Annotated in this window: 15 protein-coding genes and 1 tRNA gene; 11 read left to right on the top strand and 5 right to left on the bottom strand. The window is 68.0% G+C overall.

Annotation, left to right across the window (positions count from 1 at the left end):
• Positions 1–71: 71 nt before the first annotated feature.
• The 8 genes from ASC58_RS04625 (at position 72) to ASC58_RS04585 (ending at position 12,857) form a co-directional block, all read left to right on the top strand.
• Positions 72–2,987 (top strand): aminotransferase, encoded by a 2,916-nt coding sequence (locus ASC58_RS04625; RefSeq protein WP_056918527.1) that lies wholly within the window; start codon positions 72–74, stop codon positions 2,985–2,987.
• Positions 2,988–3,442: 455 nt separating this feature from the next.
• Positions 3,443–4,180: a hypothetical protein gene (locus ASC58_RS04620; protein ID WP_056918526.1), complete on the top strand. Its 738-nt coding sequence runs from the start codon at positions 3,443–3,445 to the stop codon at positions 4,178–4,180.
• The gene (locus tag ASC58_RS04615) at positions 4,177–4,704 is read left to right on the top strand and encodes an SRPBCC family protein (RefSeq protein ID WP_235529105.1); all 528 of its coding nucleotides are present in this window, start codon (positions 4,177–4,179) and stop codon (positions 4,702–4,704) included. Before ASC58_RS04620 ends, ASC58_RS04615 begins: the two co-directional genes overlap by 4 nt.
• 466 nt (positions 4,705–5,170) lie before the next feature.
• Entirely contained in the window at positions 5,171–5,938 is a 768-nt protein-coding gene (locus ASC58_RS04610; RefSeq protein ID WP_200947734.1) for a haloacid dehalogenase type II, read from the top strand.
• Between the two features lie 241 nt (positions 5,939–6,179).
• On the top strand, positions 6,180–9,485 hold the full coding sequence (gene fdh / locus ASC58_RS04600; protein ID WP_235529104.1) for a formate dehydrogenase: 3,306 nt from the start codon (positions 6,180–6,182) through the stop codon (positions 9,483–9,485).
• Entirely contained in the window at positions 9,485–10,480 is a 996-nt protein-coding gene (locus tag ASC58_RS04595) for a 4Fe-4S dicluster domain-containing protein (RefSeq protein WP_056918524.1), read from the top strand. Before fdh ends, ASC58_RS04595 begins: the two co-directional genes overlap by 1 nt.
• Positions 10,477–11,544, top strand: coding sequence for an NrfD/PsrC family molybdoenzyme membrane anchor subunit (nrfD, locus tag ASC58_RS04590; RefSeq protein ID WP_056918523.1), 1,068 nt, complete (start codon positions 10,477–10,479; stop codon positions 11,542–11,544). The genes ASC58_RS04595 and nrfD overlap by 4 nt, the downstream gene beginning before the upstream one ends.
• Positions 11,545–11,567: 23 nt before the next feature.
• Positions 11,568–12,857, top strand: coding sequence for an OFA family MFS transporter (locus tag ASC58_RS04585; protein WP_082552957.1), 1,290 nt, complete (start codon positions 11,568–11,570; stop codon positions 12,855–12,857).
• A 25-nt stretch (positions 12,858–12,882) separates the two neighbouring features.
• Here ASC58_RS04585 and ASC58_RS04580 read toward each other — a convergent pair whose 3' ends face one another.
• Positions 12,883–13,173 carry a rhodanese-like domain-containing protein gene (locus ASC58_RS04580; RefSeq protein WP_200947732.1) on the bottom strand — a complete coding sequence of 97 codons (291 nt, stop codon included), beginning with the start codon at positions 13,171–13,173 and terminating at the stop codon, positions 12,883–12,885.
• Entirely contained in the window at positions 13,170–14,162 is a 993-nt protein-coding gene (selD, locus tag ASC58_RS04575) for a selenide, water dikinase SelD (RefSeq protein WP_056918522.1), read from the bottom strand. Before selD ends, ASC58_RS04580 begins: the two co-directional genes overlap by 4 nt.
• Positions 14,163–14,266: 104 nt before the next feature.
• Between selD and ASC58_RS04570 the strand changes: the two genes are divergently transcribed.
• From ASC58_RS04570 to ASC58_RS04560, 3 genes are all read left to right on the top strand, one after another.
• Positions 14,267–14,362: transfer RNA gene (locus tag ASC58_RS04570), tRNA-Sec, on the top strand.
• Positions 14,363–14,389: 27 nt separating this feature from the next.
• Positions 14,390–16,153, top strand: coding sequence for a selenocysteine-specific translation elongation factor (gene selB / locus ASC58_RS04565; protein WP_056918521.1), 1,764 nt, complete (start codon positions 14,390–14,392; stop codon positions 16,151–16,153).
• 375 nt (positions 16,154–16,528) lie between these two features.
• Positions 16,529–16,735: a DUF3263 domain-containing protein gene (locus tag ASC58_RS04560; RefSeq protein WP_056918520.1), complete on the top strand. Its 207-nt coding sequence runs from the start codon at positions 16,529–16,531 to the stop codon at positions 16,733–16,735.
• Positions 16,736–16,813: 78 nt separating this feature from the next.
• Here the strand turns inward: ASC58_RS04560 and ASC58_RS04555 are convergent, their stop codons facing one another.
• From ASC58_RS04555 to ASC58_RS04545, 3 genes are all read right to left on the bottom strand, one after another.
• Positions 16,814–17,887 (bottom strand): sodium:calcium antiporter, encoded by a 1,074-nt coding sequence (locus ASC58_RS04555; RefSeq protein WP_235529103.1) that lies wholly within the window; start codon positions 17,885–17,887, stop codon positions 16,814–16,816.
• Between the two features lie 136 nt (positions 17,888–18,023).
• Positions 18,024–18,962, bottom strand: a complete 939-nt coding sequence (locus ASC58_RS04550) for an ATP-binding protein (protein ID WP_056918519.1) — start codon at positions 18,960–18,962, stop codon at positions 18,024–18,026.
• 1,469 nt (positions 18,963–20,431) lie between these two features.
• Positions 20,432–21,439 (bottom strand): tyrosine-type recombinase/integrase, encoded by a 1,008-nt coding sequence (locus tag ASC58_RS04545; protein WP_056918518.1) that lies wholly within the window; start codon positions 21,437–21,439, stop codon positions 20,432–20,434.
• Positions 21,440–21,487: the final 48 nt, after the last annotated feature.

The raw sequence follows: 21,487 nt of genomic DNA, 5'->3' as shown, positions 1-21,487 counted from the left end.
CGACAGGATCGTTGAGAGACCTTTCATCGTCCGCCGTTCATCGTCCGCTTACGCAGGGAAGGAAGGTAGCCATGTCCCAGACCTTCAGCTTCTTGGAGCATGAGGCACTCCCTACACCGGACGTCTCGCCGGCCCAGGCGGAGACAGTCCTGCAGCAGCACTACGGCATCGTGGGCACCGCCACCAAGCTCGGTAGCCAGCAGGATGCCAACTTTCGGATCGAGTCATCCGTCGGGACCTTCGTGCTCAAGGTCTCGAACCCCGCCTTCACCTGGGCAGACCTGGAGGCGCAGGATCGGGCGGCCGCGCACATCCAGCGCTTCGACGACACCATCGCGGTGTCGACGTCGGTGCCTGGGTCGGACGGTGCGACGATTCACCAAGCCGAGATCGACGGAACGGCGCTCCTGATCCGACTCATGACGTTCCTCGACGGGGGAGTCCTCAGCGAGAGCGACCATCTTGCGACGTCGGTGGTGGCGTCACTGGGCGATCTGGTCGCGCGGACCTCGATTGCCCTGGCCGAATTCGATGGACCAGTCCCGCGGCGCGAACTGCAGTGGGACCTGCGACACGCTCACCACGTCGTCGGTCGACTCGCCGGTTTCGTGGACATCGCAGGCGGGCCTGATGCCGCACTGGAGGCCGTGCAGGCCGCGCACGAGGCGCTGGCGAGGGTGTCGGAGCGCCTACCCGTCCAGGTGATCCATGGTGACCTGACGGACGACAACGTTGTGGCGGCTCATCGTCACGGTCGACGACACCCCGTGGGGCTCATCGACTTCGGTGATCTCACGGAAAGCTGGGCCGTCGGCGAGCTGGCCGTGACGTGCGCGACGTTGCTTTCGTACGGCGGTGGTGTGGAGACGATTCTTCCCGCGGTCACGGCATTCGATCGGGTCAGATCGCTGTCGGACGACGAGCTCGAGGCGTTCTGGCCGTTGGTCGTCCTTCGCGCCGCGGTCCTGCTGGTGAGTGGGCAGCACCAGGTGAGCATCGATCAAGACAACGACTACGCCGTGAACAACCTTGAGCGGGAACGGCGGATCTTCACCGTGGCGACGTCCGTTCCACTCGAGGTGATGACCGAGCTTGTCCGCTCGACGATCCGTCTCCCTTTCTCCAGGCCCACTGCGACCGGATCGCCGATCGTCAGCGGTTCGACCCTGGTGCCGATGGACGTCTCGACCACCAGTCCCCACCTCGACGGCGGCGTGTTCCTCGAGGGCGACGCGGAGCAGTCTGTGTCTGCAGCGGTCCTGGCCGCGTCCGCGGACCTCGCGTACATCCCTGCGCACCAGCGCAGACTCACCCGCACACGGACCAACGATTTCGACGCGCCGTCGAACGTGGCGCTGGGAGTGGAGTTGTTCGCGTCTCGGGACACGGAGCTCTTCGCGCCGTGGCCCGGGAGGATCGAAATCGCCGAGGACGCCGTCGTGGTGCGCGGCGACGACGGGCACGACCTGTGGCTGTCCGGCCCCATCGAGGGTGCGGCCCCCGGGTCGATCGTGGGCTCGGGAGAGCCGATTGGAATCCTCGAGACCCGTGGGGTGTCCACGTCTCTTCGTGTCCAGGTCAGCCGGGGTCCGGGTCGACCGCCGTTCTTCGTGACCGCCGCCATGGCTGAGGCGTGGGCGTGGGCCAGCCCCGACCCGACTCCGCTGATCGATCCCGGCGGATGGACGGACTCTCTGCAGGAGAACGCGCACCCTCTGCTCGAACGCCGCAACTCGTCGTTCGCGCCGGTGCAGGAGCACTACTTCAGCGCGCCGCCACAGATCGAGCGTGGCTGGAAGCAGCACCTGTTCGACGTCGACGGTCGCGCCTATCTCGACATGCTCAACAACGTGTCAATCCTGGGGCACGGACATCCGCAGCTCGCCGACGCGATCCAGCGGCAGTGGCGTCTGCTCAACACCAACTCGCGCTTCCACTACCGGTCCGTGGTCGAGCTCTCGGAGCGGTTGTCCGCGCTGCTCCCCGAGCCGCTGGACACCGTGTTCCTGGTCAACAGCGGGTCCGAGGCCGTGGACCTGGCGCTGCGGCTGGCCTGGGCCCACACAGGACGTCGGGATGTGGTGGCGGTTCGCGAGGCGTATCACGGATGGACCGACGCGACGGATGCGATCTCGACCTCGATCGCCGACAACCCGCAGGCCCTCGAGACTCGACCCGAGTGGGTGCACGCCGTTGCGGCCCCCAACGCGTACCGCGGTCAGTACCGGGGCGCGGAGGCTCATCGATATGCCGAGGATGCCGTGGCCCACGTCCGAGAGATGGTGGTGTCGGGCACTCCACCAGCTGCCTTCCTGTGCGAGCCCTACTACGGGAACGCGGGAGGGATGGCGCTCCCGGACGGCTATCTCGACACTGTCTATGAAGCGGTCCGCGCGGCCGGTGGTCTGTGCATCGCGGATGAGGTGCAGGTGGGCTACGGTCGTCTGGGCCAGCACTTCTGGGGCTTTCAGCAGCAGGGCGTCGTGCCCGACGTCGTCGCGGTCGCCAAGGCGATGGGCAACGGTCATCCTCTCGGTGCCGTGATCACGACCAAGCAGATCGCCGCGAGCTATCGCAGCCAGGGCTACTTCTTCTCCTCGGCGGGAGGCAGCCCGGTCAGCAGCGTCGTGGGACTGACGGTTCTCGACGTGCTGCGCGACGAAGGGCTCCAGGACAATGCGCGCGTGGTGGGGGATCACCTGCGGGAACGGTTGCTCGGCCTAGCCGAGCGGCACTCGATCATCGGCGCCGTCCACGGGATGGGCCTCTACATCGGTGTCGAGATGGTCCGTGACCGCCGGACCCTGGAGCCTGCGACGGCAGAGACGGTGGCCATCTGCGACCGCATGAGAGATCTCGGTGTGATCATGCAGCCGACCTCGGATCGTCAGTGCGTGCTCAAGATCAAGCCTCCGCTGGGCATCACCATCGCGGACGCCGACTTCTTCGCTGACACGCTCGACCGGGTGCTGACCGAGGGCTGGTAACGCGATCCAGCGGCGAAGGTCGAGCGGCGTCAAGGATTCGACCGCCGATCCTCAGCGCCCCAAGAACCGTTCTGTGCCCGCGCAGCATGTGGTGAGACACGCCTGGCGTCGGACAACTGGTGGGACGGTCATGCTGAACCAATGACGCTGAGCAGATGGGAAGCGGCTGGCGTTCATATACTTCACCTCCCCTGATCTGCGCCATCCGCCAGCACTGACCGGCGCTCCCGTCATCGCTGACCATGAGAGCCTCCGAAGGAGTACTGGACCTGGTGTCCTTGTGCGGAACGTGTGGACAGGCTCCCACGATTCCCGGCCCTGGGGAGATTGCCGTCATGCGTGACACGACGTGCAGGGGCGGACCGCACGGCTCAACTGTCGCTCGCCACGAGGGGCCCCGGAAAGTTCGCTCCCGCCTGTTGGCCGTTTCGAATCCGCCCTCCTAGGGTGGATGAATGGACGCCGACATCAACTTCTACTTCGACCCTGTGTGCCCCTTCGCCTGGATGACCAGCAAGTGGGTGCGTCAGGTGCAGTCCCAGCGCGACTACACCGTGGACTGGCGGTTCATCTCGTTGCGCCTGATCAATGCCGAAGTCGACTATGACGCGCAGTTCCCACCTGAGTACGAGGCCGGCCACACCGCCGGGCTTCGGCTCCTGCGGGTGGCTGCCCGGGCACGGGCCGAGCATGGGCGCGAGGCGATGGGGCCGTTGTACGCCGCGTTCGGGGCGCACATCTTCGACTCTGCTCCGGGTCCGCAGGACTCGCGAAGTGAGGGCGAGCTGCGTGAGCGTCGCGGGACACGTGAGTTCGTGGAGCCCATCCTCGCCGAGGCAGGTCTGCCGCTCGATCTGGCGGACGCCCTCGACGACGAGTCGTGGGACCTCGAGATCCGGCAGGAGACCGACGAGGCGCTCTCTCTGACGGGCAAGGACGTAGGCACACCCATCATCCACTTCGAGCCTCCTGCCGGTGTGGCCTTCTTCGGGCCGGTGATCAGCCGGCTGCCACGCGAGGAGTCGGCCGTCGAGCTGTGGGACCACGTGGTCGGACTGTCCCGTTTCCCTGGTTTCGCCGAGCTCAAGCGAAGCTTGCGCGAGCAGCCACAGCTGGTTGCCCTCGGAGGTGACGCCGACAGGGTCGGAAAGCAGGAGGACTGGCACGGCGGCAGCCGACGGCAGAAGAAGTGACACCCGCCGAGCCTGGTGGCTTGAGGAAGACCAGCATCCGCAGTTACCAGGAGACCGTCACGGTCAAGGCGTCGGCCGAGCAGCTCTACGACCTGGTCTCCGACATCACCCGCACCGGGGAGTGGAGCCCGGTTTGCAGGTCGTGCTGGTGGGACGACGAGGTCGAGGCCGGTCAGGTCGGTGCCTGGTTCACCGGGCACAATGAGCTCCCGCACCGGACCTGGCAGACCCGGTCGGAGATCGTGGCGGCTGAGCGTGGTCGCGAGTTCGCATGGGTGGTGGGTGGCAGTTTCGTCCGCTGGTCGTTCACTCTGGCCCCGGTGGAGACAGGGACCGCCCTCACCGAGTCCTGGGATTTCCTACCCGGGGGGATCGCCATGTTCGAGGAGAAGTTCGGCGACGACGCGCACGTTCAGATCGCCGACCGTACGCAGCAAGCCATCGACGGCATCCCAGCGACCCTTCGGGCGATCAAGCGGATCGCCGAATCCTCCACCGATGCAGCGGAGGCCGCCGGGTCATGACCGGGCTCGGTGAGGTCGAGCTGCCAGCCCCGCTCGTGACCAAGGCAGCCACACGGCATACAGCGTCTGCTCCGGCGAACCGGTGACCATCTTTGACGTGGTCCGCTTGTCGCCGCTGGTGTACCAGGGGGCCTGACATCGGTGGTCTCGGGGAGTATCGGCTCGACGACGTCCGACACGTCGCCGCGTCGCCGGCACGTGCTGGTGCTGACCTTGGGTTCATGGCTCGAGCGAGCCCGATGCAGGGACTGACTCAGGGCGCTCACGACCCCGCTGGGTGGGTGAGGCCCATCTGCTTTGGGTCGACCGGCCGGGACGAAAGACGAACTGCTTTCGCCTCGAACGAGGGGCTCGGCTCCGGTCGCGGGGTGCGCCGCTGGCGTGCCAGCCTAGATGCGGGCAGGATCCGTGCCGCTGGCATGGATCGTGGAGTTCGTCCACAGGTTCAGCCACGAAGGAGAGAACGATGAAGCCAGGCTCAGCTGACGACACGACCCTGACGATGGTCGGCGAGCGGTCCGCGCGGCCGGGTGCACACCCGCCTGCCTCCGGCTCATCCTCGCTGCGGCCACAAGTGGTGGTCTTCGACGTCAACGAGACGCTGTCGGACATGAGCGGTATGGCGGACCATTTCGCGGCTGTCGGTGCGCCGTCCGCGCTGGCCGGTACGTGGTTCGCCTCGCTGCTGCGTGATGGGTTCGCATTGACCGTCGGTGGCACGAACCCCGACTTCGCTGACCTTGCCGCAACGTCGCTGACGGGAATGCTGACGACTCAAGGGGTCGATGACGTGGGCCAGGCGGTGCGGGAGGTCATGCAGAAGTTCACCTCGTTGCCCGTCCACGCCGACGTGATCGATGGCGTCAGGACGCTGGCCGCTGCCGGCATCCGCTTGGTGACGCTGAGCAACGGTGGGACAGCTGTGGCCGAGGGGCTTCTCGAGCGCAACGGCATTGCGGACAGCTTCGAGCGGTTGTTGTCCGTCCAGGACGCGCCCACATGGAAGCCTGCACGCGCTGCGTATGTGTACGCACTGGAGGTGTGTGGTGTCGCTGCTGGAGACGCGATGCTGGTGGCCGTTCATCCCTGGGACATACATGGCGGTCGTCAGGCAGGGCTCAGGACGGCGTACGTGAACCGCGAAGCCACGCCGTACCCGACCTTCTTCGATCGTGCGGACATTGAGGTGACGTCGTTGACCGACCTCGCCACGAGGTTGAGCCTGCTTGACTGACTGCTTGACCACGCGAATGTGTCCGGGTGGGTGCGGGGGAAAGTAGGGGGGACTGGTCTTCCGCGACACGTCCAACCGCTCCGCAGCTCGGGTGACAGGGCCGGTCTAGAGCGGGGCGACGAGGGGCATCGGCTGCCTTCCCTGCCAGCACGGGATCGACTGATCCATGGAGTCCGATGAGATTCCCAAGCGGGCTCAGGTGTGGCATCGTCGAGTCAGGTTCGAATGCACAGGAGTGACGATGGATCCGAAGCGGACGTTTTTGTCCTGGCCGGTGGTGCGACAGGTTCGTGCTGGTGACCTTTTGGCCAGGGGACCCGCGGTGACCTCCGAGAAGACGCGCTCCCTGCAGCCCCGGACGGCCACGGCCGATCGCGTCGTGCAGAGTGTCTGTCCCTACTGCGCGGTCGGTTGTGGTCAGCGGGTCTTCGTCAAGGACGAGCGCGTCGTGCAGATCGAAGGTGACCCGGACTCGCCGGTGTCGCGTGGGCGGCTGTGCCCGAAGGGGTCCGCCAGCGAACAGCTGGTCAACAGTCCTGGGCGCCAGACCAAGGTGCTCTACCGCCGTCCCCATGGCACGAGCTGGGAACCTCTCGACCGAGAGACCGCGATTGACATGATCGTCGACCGGTTCATCGAGAGCCGGCGCAACGGCTGGCAGGACACCGACGAGCACGGACGACCGCTGCGCCGCACGATGGGCATCGCCTCGTTGGGAGGAGCCACCCTCGACAACGAGGAGAACTACCTCATCAAGAAGCTGTTCACCGCTGCGGGCGCCATACAGATCGAGAACCAGGCTCGTATTTGACACTCGTCCACGGTCCCCAGTCTGGGGTCCTCGTTCGGGCGCGGTGGCGCGACACAGCAGGTGCAGGACCTGGCCAACGCCGACTGCATCATCATCCAGGGCTCCAACATGGCCGAGTGCCACCCGGTGGGCTACCAGTGGGTGACCGAAGCGCGCCTGAAGGGCGCCAAGGTCATCCACATCGACCCGCGCTTCACGCGCACGTCGGCCACAGCCGACAAGCACGTGCCGATCCGGGCGGGCAGCGATGTCGTGTTCCTCGGCGCGCTGATCAACCACATCCTCGCCAATGACCTGTACTTCAAGGAGTACGTCGTCGCGTACACGAACGCGGCCACCATCGTCGGCAACGAGTTCAAGGACACCGAGGACCTCGACGGGCTCTTCTCCGGCTACGACGAGGAGCTCGGTAACTACGACCCGTCGAGCTGGGCGTACGCCACCGAGGGCGAGGGCCCTGACGCCTCCCCGGGCACCATAGGCGGCCCTGCGGCCGGGCACGAGCACGGACACAGCAAGTCCGAGCGTTCAGCCGGCGACGAGCACGGTTCGGGCGGCCCTGCGCTGGAGCACGCGCGGGTCAAGCGCGACGAGACCCTGCAGGACCCCCACACGGTCTTCCAGATCCTCAAGCGGCACTACGCGCGCTACACCCCGGAGATGGTGGCCGACGTCTGCGGCGTCAGCGTCGACGACTTCCACTACGTCGCCAGGGCGCTCACCGAGAACAGCGGGCGCGACCGTACGTCGGCGTTCTGCTACGCCGTCGGCTGGACCCAGCACACCCTCGGTGCCCAGTTCATCCGCACCGCCGCCATCATCCAGCTGTTGCTGGGCAACATGGGACGTCCCGGCGGCGGCATCATGGCGCTGCGGGGCCACGCCAGCATCCAGGGCTCCACCGACATCCCCACCCTCTACAACATCCTTCCCGGCTACCTCGCCATGCCGATGGTCGGCAACCACGACACGTGGGACGACTACGTCGCCGCAATCGCCAACAAGGCGCAGAAGGGCTTCTGGGCCAACGCCGACGCGTATGCCGTGAGCCTGCTCAAGGCGTGGTGGGGCGACGCCGCGACGAAGGAGAACAACTGGGCGTACGACTACCTGCCCAGGCTCAGCGGTGCCCACGGCACGTACCAGACGACCATGGCGATGAAGGACGGCGAGGTCGAGGGGTACTTCCTGCTCGGACAGAACCCCGCCGTCGGGTCCGCCCACGGCCGGATGCAGCGCCTGGCCCTGGCCGAGCTGAAGTGGCTCGTGGTGCGCGACCTCAACATGATCGAGTCGGCGACGTTCTGGAAGGACGCGCCCGAGATCGCCACGGGTGAGCTGGAGACCGAGAAGATCGGTACCGAGGTCTTCTTCCTTCCACCGGCCTCGCACGTCGAGAAGGCAGGGTCGTTCACGCAGACCCAACGGCTCCTGCAGTGGCGGCACAAGGCGGTCAACCCGCCGGGTGACTGCCAGAGCGAGCTGGGCTTCTTCTTCGAGCTCGGCAAGCGGATCCGGGAGCGGCTGGCCGACTCCGACGACCCGCGCGACCGGCCCCTGCTCGACCTCACCTGGGACTACCCGCTCAACGAGGACGGTGAGATCAGTGGCGAGGCGGTCCTACAGGAGATCAACGGCCGCCACCTGTCTGGTGAGCGGGCCGGCGAGCTGGCCGACATGTACACCGACCTCAAGGCCGACGGGTCCACGAGCTCCGGGTGCTGGATCTACTCCGGGGTGTACGCCAAGGGCGTCAACCGCGCGGCCAACCGCAAGCCGGGTCGCGAGCAGAGCCCGGTCGCGCAGGAGTGGGGCTGGGCCTGGCCCGACAACCGTCGCATCCTGTACAACCGGGCCTCGGCCGACCCCGAGGGCAAGCCGTGGAGCGAGCGCAAGAAGTACGTGTGGTGGGACGAGGAGAACCAGACCTGGACCGGGCTAGACACCCCGGACTTCGTCAAGACCACGGCGCCGTCGTACCGGCCCGAGCCGGGCACGGGCGGACCTGCCGGCCTCGCCGGTGACGACCCGTTCGTCATGATGGCCGACGGCAAGGGCTGGCTGTTCGCGCCGAAGGGCATGCTCGACGGCCCGCTCCCGACGCACTACGAGCCACAGGAGTCCCCGGTCCAGAACCCGCTCTACCGCCAGCAGAGCAACCCTGCCCGACGCGTGTTCCCCCGCAAGGACAACCTGTGGAGCCCGTCCGGCACGGCACCGGGTTCGGAGGTCTACCCGTTCGTCTTCACGACGTACCGGCTCACCGAGCACCACACCGCAGGTGGCATGAGCAGGTGGCTGCCCTATCTGGCCGAGCTCCAGCCGGAGTTCTTCTGCGAGGTCTCACCTGAGCTCGCCGAGGAGCGTGGACTCGTCAACGGTGGTTGGGCGACCATCGTCTCGGCCCGCTCCGCCATCGAGGCGCGCGTCCTCGTCACCGAGCGCATGACCCCCTTGGTCATCAGCGGCAGGACCCTGCACCAGGTCGGCCTGCCCTACCACTGGGGGGTGGGCAAGGAGGCGCTGGTCTCCGGTGACAGCGCCAACGACCTGCTCGGCGTCGCCCTGGACCCGAACGTGCAGATCCAGGAGTCGAAAGCGGGCTCGTGCGACATCCAGCCCGGTCGCCGCCCCGAGGGCGAGGCGCTGCTGCGTCTGGTGCACGAGTACCAGTCGCGCGCAGGAGTGACCGTGGAGACCTCCAACCAGCTCAAGACCACCGAGGACGGCACCTGATGGGGTTCTGGCACAACCAGCTGACCGGCCCGACCGACCCAGCGCGCGACGCGGGGTGGGAGGACGAGCAGCCGCGCAAGGGGTTCTTCACCGACACCTCGATCTGCATCGGTTGCAAGGCATGTGAGGTCGCCTGCAAGGAGTGGAACGCCCTCCCGCAGGACGGTGACCTGGACCTGCTCGGCTCGTCCTACGACAACACCGGCTCCCTCGGCGCCAGCACCTGGCGTCACGTGGCGTTCATCGAGCAGTCCGGCGATCGCATCGAGGAGGCGAGGGAGTCCGGGCGCAAGCTCGTCGACCTGGGCATGCCAGCGATCGGGGCGCCGGTGACACCGTCCGGGAACGGGACCGACACTGCCTTCGCCACAGCGCAGGCCACCGCTGCCCGAGAGCTGGGCACCCTCCCGGACTTTCGCTGGCTGATGTCCTCGGACGTGTGCAAGCACTGCACCCACGCCGCATGCCTGGATGTCTGTCCCACCGGCGCCCTGTTCCGCACGGAGTTCGGGACCGTCGTGGTGCAGGACGACGTGTGCAACGGGTGCGGCTACTGTGTCGCCGCGTGTCCCTTCGGGGTGATCGAGCGCCGCGACGGGGACGACACCGTCAAGAACGTCGGCGTCGCGCAGAAGTGCACGCTCTGCTACGACCGCATCGGTCACGACCAGACCCCCGCGTGCGCGCAGGCCTGCCCGACCACCTCGATCAAGTTCGGTGACCTCGACGAGATGCAGGCGCAGGCGCAGGAACGCGTCGCGGCGCTGCACGACAACGGGTTCACCGAGGCGAGGGTCTACGGGGGTAACGAGCACGACGGCGTCGGTGGCACCGGGTCGGTCTTCCTCCTCCTCGACGAACCCGAGGTGTACGGCCTGCCCCCGGACCCGGTCGTCACCACGGCCGACCTGCCGGACATGTACCGCAAGGCCGGTATGGCGGCGGTCGCCATGCTGGTCATGGCCGCAGGTGCCTTCGTGGGAGGACGCAAGTGACCGTCAACGCGTTCGACGCGGATCGGCCGCCCGAGCCCGATCGTCGCGGACGGCGACGCAAGGCGGCCGGTGGGCGACGGCGCGATGAGTCGCTCATGGTGCCCGACGTGAAGTTCGACAGCTACTACGGCCGGCAGGTCGTCAAGCCGGCGCCGTGGGAAGCGGACATCCCCGCCTACATCTTCCTCGGTGGCCTCGCCGCCGGGTCCGGCTTGCTGGGTGCCGGTGCCGTGGCGCGAGACCTGCCCACACTGCGCCGCAACAGCCGGTATGCCGCGATCGCCGCCGTCGCTGCGGGGGGCCTCGCGCTGGTCCGCGACCTCGGCAAGCCCCGCAGGGCGCTGAACATGATGCGCACCGTCAAGCTGACCTCCCCGATGTCCGTGGGCTCGTGGATCCTGTCGGCGTTCGGAGCCTTCGCCGGCCTGGCCGTGGCGACCGAGGCGGGTCGCCACCTCGTCGACGACGACTCGACCTTGGGTCGCGCGCGACGGGTCGCGGACCCCGTCGCGACAGTGGGGTCCGCGTTGTTCGCACCGCCGCTCGCGGCATACACGGCGGTCCTGCTCGCGGACACCGCGACCCCGACGTGGCACGAGTCCTACCGTGAGCTGCCCTTCGTCTTCGTGGGGTCGGCCAACGCCGCAGCCGCCGGCTTGGCGTTGCTCACCACGCCCTCCAGCCAGACAGGCCCGGCCCGCAAGCTGGCCGTCATTGGCGCTGCCGTGGAGATGGCGGCCCTGGAGCGCATGGAGCGCGCCATGGGTGACGTCGTGGCCGAACCCCTGCACCAAGGCCGGCCCGGCTCGCTCCTGCGGGCGAGCAAGATCCTCACCCTCGGCGGAGCGCTCGGCGCGGCCGCCCTCGGCGGCAACCGGTCCGCAGCCGCGGTCAGCGGGCTCGCGCTCATGGCCGGATCGGTGTGCACACGTTTCGGAGTCTTCGAAGCGGGCATCCACTCAGCGAAGGACCCGCGATACACGGTCACTCCCCAGCGCGAGCGACTGGAGCGACGCAGGAGCGAGGGAGTCACCCACGACTCCATCACCACGGGACGTCAATGACGTCACAGACACCAGGAGGCCCAATGAGCCAGACCCGCACCGAGAGGACCGAGCACACCTCGGGCAACCGATGGCTGATCCTCGTCGCAGGAGTGCTGGTACAGCTGGCCATCGGCGCGGTGTACGCGTGGAGCGTGTTCTCCAAGGCACTGCAGAGCCACCAGGCCTTCGGCTGGTCCAAGTCCCAGGCGACGGTCCCGTTCGAGGTCGCCATCGGGATGATCTTCATCGGCAGCTACATCGGCGGCCGCATCCAGGACCGGCGCGGCCCGAGAACCGTCGCCCTCGCCGGCGGTGTCATCTACAGCATCGGCGTGGTGCTGGCGTCGTTCGCGACCGGCGACTCGTTCTGGCTGCTCGTGCTCGGCTACGGCATCCTCGGTGGCTTCGGGCTGGGCATGGCCTACATCGTGCCGATCGCCATGCTGCAGAAGTGGTTCCCCGACAAGCCGGGCCTCATCACCGGCATCGCCGTGGCGGGCTTCGGGTTCGGCGCGGTGATCACCGCTCCCGTGGGCCAGAGCCTCATCAACAACACCCCGGACATGCCGACGAAGGCCTTTCTCCCGCTCGGCATCGGCTACCTCGTCGCCATCCTCATCGGTGCGAGCCAGTTCCGGAACCCTCCGCAGGGCTACCAGCCCCCTGGCTACGAGGCGCCCGTCCCGGCGGCCGACGCCCACGGCGCTGAAATCGTCTCCAGCACCCGTGACTTCACCGCCAACGAGGCGCTGAGCACCCCCCAGTGGTACCTCCTCACCGCGATCCTCACCTTGAGCGTGGTGGCCGGCATCTCCCTGATCTCCGTCGCCGCAGGTAGCGCCAGCGACATCACCGGCCTCTCTGCCGCAGGGGCGGCAACGCTCGTGGGGGCGCTCGGGCTCTTCAACGGGGCGGGGCGCGTCCTGTGGGGCTGGTTGTCCGACCGGATCGGCAAGATGCCCGCGTTCATGGGCATCCTCGGCATCCAGGGTGTCTGCCTCATCCTCATTCCGCACGCCTCGTCGGTCGCCATGTTCGCGGTGCTCGCGGCGCTGATCTACACCTGCTACGGCGGGGCCTTCGGGACGATGCCGTCGACCGCCGGCCGCTTCTTCGGCGTGAAGAACGCTGGTGCCATCTACGGGCTCATGCTCATCGGGTGGAGCATCGGGGGCGTCGTCGGGCCACTGCTCATCTCCAAGCTCATCGGTGAGAACAAGGCGTACACGCTCGGCTTCAGCGTCGTGGGCATCATCGCCCTCGTGGCGCTGGCGGTGCCGCTGATCACGAGGAAGCCTGCCGACGACCGGGTGGCGGCCGGGCGCGCCTGAACGGACCCTGGCCAGCGGCCCTGACCTACTCGCGAACGTCGGCCGGCTCGTCGTGCACGGGCAGGCCGGCCGCGAGCCACGCCTCCACCCCACCCTCGAGGTCGGTGGCGCGACGCATGCCGATGGCCCGTAACGACGCGGCGGCGAGGCTGGAGCTGAATCCCTGACGGCAGACGACCACGACCACCCGATCGGGGTCGTCTGCTTCGGGGATCCGCCAGCTACAGGTGGGGTCCAGGGGCCACTCCAGCACCGTGCGGTCGATGATGACGCCGCCGAGCCGGTCGACCGCGGCAACTGTCCGTGGCGTCGTCATCGGACGTGCAGGACGAACTCGCCACGAGGCACGAACTCGCCCACGACGGGTGCGCCGGGGATCTCGCCAGCCAGGAGCAACCCACCGCTGGTCTGGGCGTCGGCCAACAGGACGAGCTCGTCGTCGCGGACGCTGGCAGCGAGGTGGGGGTGGACCCAGTCGAGGTTGCGTCGGCTCCCACCGGGCACGAACCCGTCCGCCAGGGACTCGCGGGCGCCGTCGAGGTAGGGGATCGCCGCGGAGTCGACCACGGCAGTGACCCCTGACGCGCGAGCCATCTTGTAGAGGTGCCCGAGCAGGCCGAACCCGGTGACGTCGGTCGCTGCCTCGATGCCGGCGGCCAAGGCGGCGACGGAGGCGGCCTCGTTGAGGGCCGCCATCGACTCGACGGCTTGGGGAAAGGACTCACCCGTCGTCTTGTGGCGGTTGTTGAGGATGCCCACACCGAGCGGCTTGGTCAGCGAGATGGGGGTGCCCGCGCGGGCAGCGTCGTTGCGCAGCAACCGGTCCGGGTCACCGATCCCGGTGACGGCCATCCCGTACTTCGGCTCAGGGTCGTCGATGCTGTGCCCACCCGCGACCGGGCACCGGGCCATCCGGCCGACGTCGAGGCCGCCGCGCAGGACCTCAGCCGCCAGCTCTAGCGGCAGCACGTCACGTGGCCAGCCCAGCAGGTTGACGGCGACGACAGGCCGTCCCCCCATGGCGTAGATGTCGGAGAGCGCATTGGCCGCCGCGATCCTTCCCCAGTCGTAGGCGTCGTCGACGACCGGCGTGAAGAAGTCCGCGGTCGCGAGGACCGCCATACCACCCTCCACGCGAACGGCGGCAGCGTCGTCCCCGTCATCGAGTCCGACGAGAAGGTCGGGGGACGCCATACCGGTCAGGCCGCGGACCATGTCCTCGAGCTCCCCGGGGGGGATCTTGCAGGCACAGCCACCCCCGTGGGCGAACTGCGTCAACCTGGGGCGGGCGGCGCTGGAGGTCATGCAGCGACTCTAGGTCGGTGGGCTGGCGTGCGCACACCTCGGCCGGGCGGTCAGACAGAACCCTCCACTGCGTCGAACTGTGGTCTCGCGTTACCGTGGGCCACGGAGGTGTCAGGGTTCCTGGTGGTCCCCCCGGTCTTCAAAACCGGTGAGACCGAGCATCTCGGTCTGGCGGGTTCGATTCCCGTCCACCTCCGCCACCATCAGCTCGTCAGGAGGTCCGCCGCGTGCACGTGATCGCGACGGCCGGGCACGTCGACCACGGCAAGTCCGCGCTGGTCCGGGCCCTGACCGGGATCGAGCCGGACCGCTGGGACGAAGAGCGGCGCCGCGGGCTGACCATCGACCTGGGATACGCGTGGACGACCCTGCCCTCGGGCGAGCAGGTGGCCTTCGTCGACGTGCCGGGTCACCAGCGGTTCATCGGGAACATGCTGGCGGGAGTGGGCCCCACCTCCGCGGTGCTCTTCGTGGTGGCTGCGGACGAGGGCTGGCGAAGGCAGTCGCAGGAGCACCTCGCGGCGGTCGACGCGCTGGGGATCTCCCACGGGCTCTTGGTCGTGACCCGCAGCGATCTCGCCGACCCCGCGCCGGCCCTGCTCGACGCCCGCGACCGGCTCTCTGCCACCAGCTTGGGCGACGTCGAGTCGGTGGCCGTCTCTGCCCGCACCGGAGCCGGGATGACCGAGCTCACCGACGCGCTGGTGCGCCTGGTCGTCCGGCTGCCTCCAGCTCGACCAGGTGACCGTGTCCGTCTCTGGGTGGACAGGGCCTTCAGCATCCGCGGCAGCGGGACCGTGGTCACCGGCACGCTGTCGCGGGGAGGTATCTCGATCGGAGACGAGCTCCAGGTCGGTAACCGCCGAGCCCGGGTCCGCGGGCTGGAGTCCCTGGGTCAACCTCGTGACCGGGTCCTCCCTGTGGCTCGAGTGGCGGTGAACCTCCGTGGAGTGGCGGTGTCCGACGTCGCGCGTGGTGACCTGCTCCTCACCCCCGACGCCTGGCGCATGACGTCGGTGCTGGACGTGCGTATGGGCGGCCAGTCGTCTGGTGACCTGCCGAATCACCTGACTCTTCACGCCGGCACCGCGGCGGTGGCGGTCCACGTGCGACCGCTCGGCGACGACACGGTGCGTCTGACGCTCTCGATGCCGCTCCCACTGGTCGCGGGGGACCGGCTGATCCTGCGTGACGCCGGTGCGCAACGGATCATCGGTGGTGCCCTAGTGCTGGACGCAGATCCCCCCGAGCTTCGGCGCCGGGGGGCCGCGGCTCGACGTGGTGCGGAGCTCGCATCGGCCACCGGCGTCCCCGAGCTGCTGTCGGAGGTCGAGCGTCGCGGCGCGATGCTCGTTGCGGATGCCGCCGCGCTCGGCATCCCCGACTCGTCTGACGACGCGAAGGTCCTGAAGCGTGGCACGTGGCTGGTGTCGGGGTCGGCGTTGCACCGCTGGGCAGACGCCTTGATCGCTTGCGTGCAGCAGCAGGCGGCCGCCGAACCCCTCGAACCCAGCCTCACGACCGAGGCAGCGCGGCTCGCCGCTGGGGTCCCCGACCGGACGCTGCTGCCGGATGTCGTCGAGCGGGCCGGACTGGAGCTCCACCAAGGACGGGTCTGGCTCCCCGGTGTGCGAGCCGCCATGGGCGCGGCCGAACGCGGGTTGCAGGAGCTGGAGGCACGACTGCAGCAGGCGCCGTTCGCCGCGCCCGAGCAACCGGACCTGGCGGCGGCCGGGCTCGGGCCACGAGAGGTCGCCGCAGCCGTGCGGTCGGGGCGCCTTCTGCGGTTGTCCGACGGTGTCCTGCTCGCCCCCGACGCACCAGCCAAGGCGATGCGGGTGCTGGCGGGGCTTGCCCAGCCCTTCACGCTCAGCGAAGCCCGACAGGCGCTCGACACCACACGACGCGTGGCGGTGCCGTTGCTCGAGCACCTCGACGGCCGTGGATGGACCCGGCGAGTCGACGGGACCCACCGCGTCGTGGTGCGGTGACTCAGGGCTTGCCCCTGACGTTCGCCGAGTCCGGGACGAGCCCGGATCACCCTGAGCTCACACGACCATCAGGCAGCCACCTGCACAGTGACCTGCTGGGGCCGTGGTGGTCGACACGGCCAGGACCACCCTGGGTACTGTCCCCGGGGGCTAGGAGCCCGCCCGTTCGAACGCGCGGGACTGGAGATGGGCCGGCTCCAAGTGGTCAGCGTGGTGTTCGGTCGGCACCGACTGGGTGGTGACCTCGGATGCACCACGGTGATGGATCCAGGTCCTTGGCTGTTGTGAAGGCAGGCTCCAGCTGGATTGAGGAGGCAACCACGGGGTACAGGGATACCAAGCGCTCGGCTTCGAACTGTTCCAGAAGGGATTCACATGACCGATATGGACATGGACATCCTTGACTTCGAACGGGAATGGTGGCGTCACGCTGGCGTCAAGGACCAAGTGGTCGCCCAGCGCTGGGGTCTCGACGTGGCTGAGTACGACCGGCGCCTTCTCGCAATTGCCGTGCGCCCTGAGGCAATGGCATACGACTCCGTCACCGTCCGCCGCGTGCGCAGACGGCTCGTTCGGCGCTGACGCTGATGCGTCACTGCTGAGTCGCGCCGAGCGAATGCGCTGGCTTGTAAGGCACCGAACGTTGCTGTCTGCGTTGAGCTACTGCGGCAGGACGACCAGACCGGTGACTCCGACGACGTACAGCAACAGGACTGCGATGCTGTCGATACCCAATCGGGCGTGCTGCTTGGCCGGCCGGAAGAGCAGGCCTGCCATGTACACGACAGTCAGCAGTGCTGCGAGCCCGGTCAGGTAGATGTCGGCGGCGTGCGCGTTGGGCAGCACCGCCTTCCCGGACACGAGGACGGCGAGGAGGAACAGGACGGGCAGGAATGCGTTGCCCCCGAAGATGTCACCGAATGCGAGTTTGTAGTCGCCTTGCCTGGTCGCGGCCAGTCCGGTGCTGAGCTCTGGCAGGGAGGTGGCCGCTGCGAGGACGGTGGCACCGAACAGGGCCCCTGAGAGGCCCACCTGGTCGGCGGCCGCGGTACCGGATTGTTCGAGGACCGCACCGGCCACCAGCGTGGCGACGGCTGCGGCACCGAAGATGAGGATGACGCGCGTGGTGCTGACGCCTTTGCGGGTCGCTTCGTCCGAGCGAGACTTCTGGGAGTGACCGCGTGGCTTGGGTTGGCTGTCGGGCGCCTCGCCGCTGTTCGACCACGGCAGCTTCCCACCGGCTCGTTGGGTGAGCATCAGACCGCCGACCCAGACCAGAGCAATGAGCACGACGTCGGGGCTGAGCCGGGCGAAGACCAGGTTCTTGGGCAGCTGGGTTCCCATGACGACCACGACCAGGACGGCGAGCACGATGGCACCCTCGACGACCAAGGTCAGGCTCGCCGCCTGGTAGGTCAACGGTCGACGTTCGCGCACGCCGAACGCGTCAAGGGCGACCAGGACCACGGTCTGGATGGCGATGCCTCCGAGGATGTTGCTCACTGCCACATCGGGCTTACCGCTGGCCGCCGCGCTGTACGTGATGGCGATCTCGGGCAGGTTCGTGGCCACGGCCAGGAGGATGAGGCCGCCCAGAGCCTGCCCGAGGTGGAGGCGGTCGGCCAAGATGTCTGTGTAGTTCGACAGCGGGATGCCGGCGACCCAGATGAGTGCGGCAGCTCCGACGAAGACGAGCAACTCGCCCAAGAGCGGTAGGTGTGGCAGCAGGTTCACCGCCCCATGTTAGGGACTGACCGCGCACCCTGCGCCCTAGAACGGTTGCCGAACCCGACCGGTCCGTGGGGGAGGTTGCCCTCGTTCGTCAGCATTGGGCGACGGGCCTCACACCGTGTCTGAGTGCGCATCCCATCTACCGGCCTATCTGGTCGGCGGCTCGACCAAGGCCGACGTTCGCCGGCTCGAGTGTGAACCAGACGCTCATCCCGGCTGCGTCCAGTTGGGAGCCCCACCTTGTCGAGAACGCGTCCACGAGCTGAAGTCCACGACCGTGGACGGCCAACGGCTCCCGTGTGACGTTGCTGGGGTTTACCACGACCGTTGAGCCGCTGTCACGAACGGTCGCGGTCAGCACGCCCTGGTCGAGCATGACGCGGACTTCGCATCCGGCGTCGGTGTGGAGCAGTGCGTTGGTGACCAGCTCGCTCAGGCACAGGACCGCGTTGCTGACGGTGCCCTCGTCGACGCCCCAGGACGTGAGGGTGCTGTGCGCGAAGTGGCGGGCGTGAGCGACGGCTCGAGGGTCGGGCGCGACTGAGTACGTCGCCGCTTGTGCGTCGTCCGGTACCGGCTCCGCGTCCAGGGACCTGCTGGCATGGGTGGTGGTGCGCTGCACGCGGCGCAGGTCCGCGCCCAACTGCGTTCCGAGGTCCTCGAGCTCGGCCAGTTGCTTCTGGTCGAAGGACTGGGGTGCGTCGAAGAACAGTGCATACCCGCCCTGGACGTGACCGGCCGCAACGATGGGCAGGAACGCCAGCGCCATCGTCTGCGGGGCCTGGTGGTCGACGAACCCCTGATATCCGGCGGCAAGGTCGTCCAACGAACCGAACACGGCCTCGCCGGTGCGCACGGTGTGGGTCAGGGGGACGTGCTCGTATGCGTCGATCTCACACCAGGTGACGCGCTGCCCGTCGTCGCGGTCGCTGGCGGTGAACAGCAGCCGTCGTCCGCCACCCTCGGCCAGTGCCAGACCGGCCCGGTGGACCCTCGGGACGTCCGCCAGTCGCGAGAGCGCGGACCGCGCCCACGTCTCCCCCTCCGGGACAGGCCTGCTTGCGACGGTGTGCGCCACCTTTGCAGAATATCCGCCCCCGACGGCATTCGCCGGGATCGCGGCGAAGCAGACGGGGCCCGGACCGCGTGACCAACTAGTCAGGGACGGTCCCAGGCTCGCCGCCGTTTGAAGGGCTCGTTGTCCGTCTCGCGTTGGACTCCGCCACGTGCGAGGTGTCCGCGCGCCGGCGCGCGGGCGCTCAGGTGGCATGCAGGGGCCCACACCACTGTTCGCCGTCTTGACGCCACACGACATGTCCATGGAGCGGCTGACGAACGTGAGGAAAGGACAAGGACAACCTCCCCAATGCCCTGAGCGTCTACCAACGGCCGTCACTCGGTCGGGCGGACGCCTTGGGCTCCCCACGCTCAGACGCCAGCGGCGGAGCGCCCCGTTCGCTGGCTATGACCAGTTCGTCGACGACTCGCGACGCCTGCCAGACCCATGGGCGCCGACAGGGCCTCCACGGCGGCGCGGACGTTGCCGCGCGGGCCCCGACGACGCAGCCGTACACCGTCAGACCGAGGACACGGGGCGGAGTCGACGGATCTGGCATGCGGCCTTGATGAGTGAGTCGATCGACGTAAGCGCCTCTTGAATCGAGGTGATGGGGGCGACGGGCGTGCTCGCACCCCGTAGGAGGCCTAGCGGTTCAGACACCTCGCGGTGCAGCAGGACAACGGCTTCGATGAGGTCGCTCAACTGTTCGCTTTCAACCGGTGGTGTTGCAACGAGACGCAGGTCCCTACGCCCTGACGGGGAGCGAGAGTCATGGTTCATGCGGGCCTCCTAGATCGAACTCGCGTCCCTCCAGCGTCCGCGCCCCAAGTGTTGGCGGCAATGAGACGAAGGTCTTACGACCCCTGACATGCCATGAGGCGCCTCTGTGCGAGATCGGCGGCAGGCAACCCGCCTTCGCGGGCCGTGCGCAGTCGCAAGCTGGCAGATCCGGAAGTTGGGGCATAGGGGCAGCGACGACGTAGCCGCGGCAATGGAAGGGGCGGTCCACACCGGCTGTCACGCAGGTTGGCGTTGTCGAGATCTGCACACCAGCTCTTTGAGGTTCCCGGGTTCAGAAGCTCACGGGTCAAGGCGGGCGGGCAGACCCGGCCGTAGCACGCGGCATTTGCGGGCGGTGCGGGTCCCGTTCGCGAATTTGTCCCTGGGATCGGTAGCCCGAGCGAGTGGTCTGCTACGGCTTGAACGGTGCCGAGTGCGCGATCCGGGTGCGTGACTAAGTGAGTGACAACGGGCGCGGATTTGGGTGGACGTCGGTGGACGGTGGGGGAGTGGTTCGTGCTCAGACGGACTTCGATGGACGGCCACGGACGGCGTAAAAGTCGTTGACACGGAAGAGGTCACTGGTTCAAACCCAGTATCGCCCACCAGTACGAAACAGCCCCTGACCTGCGGAAACGCCGGTCAGGGGCTGTTCTTTGTAGGGCTTCGAATCGGCCCTCAAGGGCGATGCTTGACTAACTGCTTGACTAAGGATCCGATTTCGAGGCCGATTCCGGTGTCGAAAGGGAGTCCGGACGTGGGCGGACGTCCTCGGACATGAAGATGCGGTCCATGGCCTCAGCGCCCTCGGTCAGCACGGGTCTGAGCTGCTTTCGGTAGACCGCCTCGGTGACCGTGGTGCTTCGATGGCCGACGAGCCGGGCGATCTCCTCCAGGGGGACTCCTGCCTCGGACAGGATCGAGACGAAGCTGTGCCGTAGTTCGCGGGGTGTCCACGTCCCGTCGTCCAGGCCAGCTCGGCGCACGACGCTGCGGAAGGCGCGGCGGACGTTCGCCGAGTCCAGGGCGAGCCCGGAATCGGTGCAGAAGACGAGGTCGTTGTCGGTCCAGCTGTCACCGGCTGCCTCCCTGCGACGGTCCTGCTCCTGCCTGTGAGGCGTGAGCGCGTCGACGGCGACGGCGGGCAACCGCAGGGTCCGTCGTGACCGCTTGGTCTTGGTGTCACCTGTTTCACGCACCGACCGCCAGACCTGGATGGTCGGCGGCCGGGGTGGCTGCGAGGCGAGGTCGCCAGTCAGGTCCAGGTGAGCCCAGGTCAGGGCGCGCAGTTCCTCGGTCCGGGCGCCCGTGACGAGGCTGAGCGTGATGTAGGCATTCATGTCCGTTCCACGCGCCGCGGCCAGCACGGCCGCAGCTTGGTCGAAGGTCAGCGCTCTGGACGGGCGCCCTTCTCGTCCCTGTGGGACCTCGCAGTGCAACGCGACGTTTCGTCGGAGCCGGTCACGTGCCACTTGGCGAGACAGGGCTCGACGCAGGATGGAGAGGACGCGCTGCAGGGTGGCGCGGCTCAGGTCGGGTGACTTCCGCTTGAGCCATCGGTCGACGTCCTCGGCTGTGAGCTCCTGCACCTTTCTGGCGCCCAAGTCCGGGATGACATGTCCGTTGGCCAGGATCCGGCACGTGGTGATGGTCTTCGCGGACCGGCCGGCCAGACCGAACTCCAGCCAGTCCTCGATGGCCGAGGCAACTGTCATGCGGGCTGCTACCGAAATGCCATCGCGGTGGTCGCGAATAAGCTTCTG

The sequence above is a fragment of the Phycicoccus sp. Root101 genome (genome assembly GCF_001426245.1).
Lineage (GTDB): Bacteria > Actinomycetota > Actinomycetes > Actinomycetales > Dermatophilaceae > Pedococcus.
This window is presented reverse-complemented; position numbering and strand designations above follow the sequence as displayed.

What these genes read in the sequence shown, in the direction of transcription:
- ASC58_RS04625 (WP_056918527.1), top strand. Translation starts at nt 72, where the DNA reads ATGTCCCAGACCTTCAGCTTCTTGGAGCATGAGGCACTCCCTACACCG.
- ASC58_RS04620 (WP_056918526.1), top strand. Translation starts at nt 3,443, where the DNA reads ATGGACGCCGACATCAACTTCTACTTCGACCCTGTGTGCCCCTTCGCC.
- ASC58_RS04610 (WP_200947734.1), top strand. Translation starts at nt 5,171, where the DNA reads ATGAAGCCAGGCTCAGCTGACGACACGACCCTGACGATGGTCGGCGAG.
- ASC58_RS04595 (WP_056918524.1), top strand. Translation starts at nt 9,485, where the DNA reads ATGGGGTTCTGGCACAACCAGCTGACCGGCCCGACCGACCCAGCGCGC.
- ASC58_RS04585 (WP_082552957.1), top strand. Translation starts at nt 11,568, where the DNA reads ATGAGCCAGACCCGCACCGAGAGGACCGAGCACACCTCGGGCAACCGA.
- ASC58_RS04580 (WP_200947732.1), bottom strand. Translation starts at nt 13,173, where the DNA reads ATGACGACGCCACGGACAGTTGCCGCGGTCGACCGGCTCGGCGGCGTC.
- selD (WP_056918522.1), bottom strand. Translation starts at nt 14,162, where the DNA reads ATGACCTCCAGCGCCGCCCGCCCCAGGTTGACGCAGTTCGCCCACGGG.
- ASC58_RS04560 (WP_056918520.1), top strand. Translation starts at nt 16,529, where the DNA reads ATGACCGATATGGACATGGACATCCTTGACTTCGAACGGGAATGGTGG.
- ASC58_RS04545 (WP_056918518.1), bottom strand. Translation starts at nt 21,439, where the DNA reads ATGACAGTTGCCTCGGCCATCGAGGACTGGCTGGAGTTCGGTCTGGCC.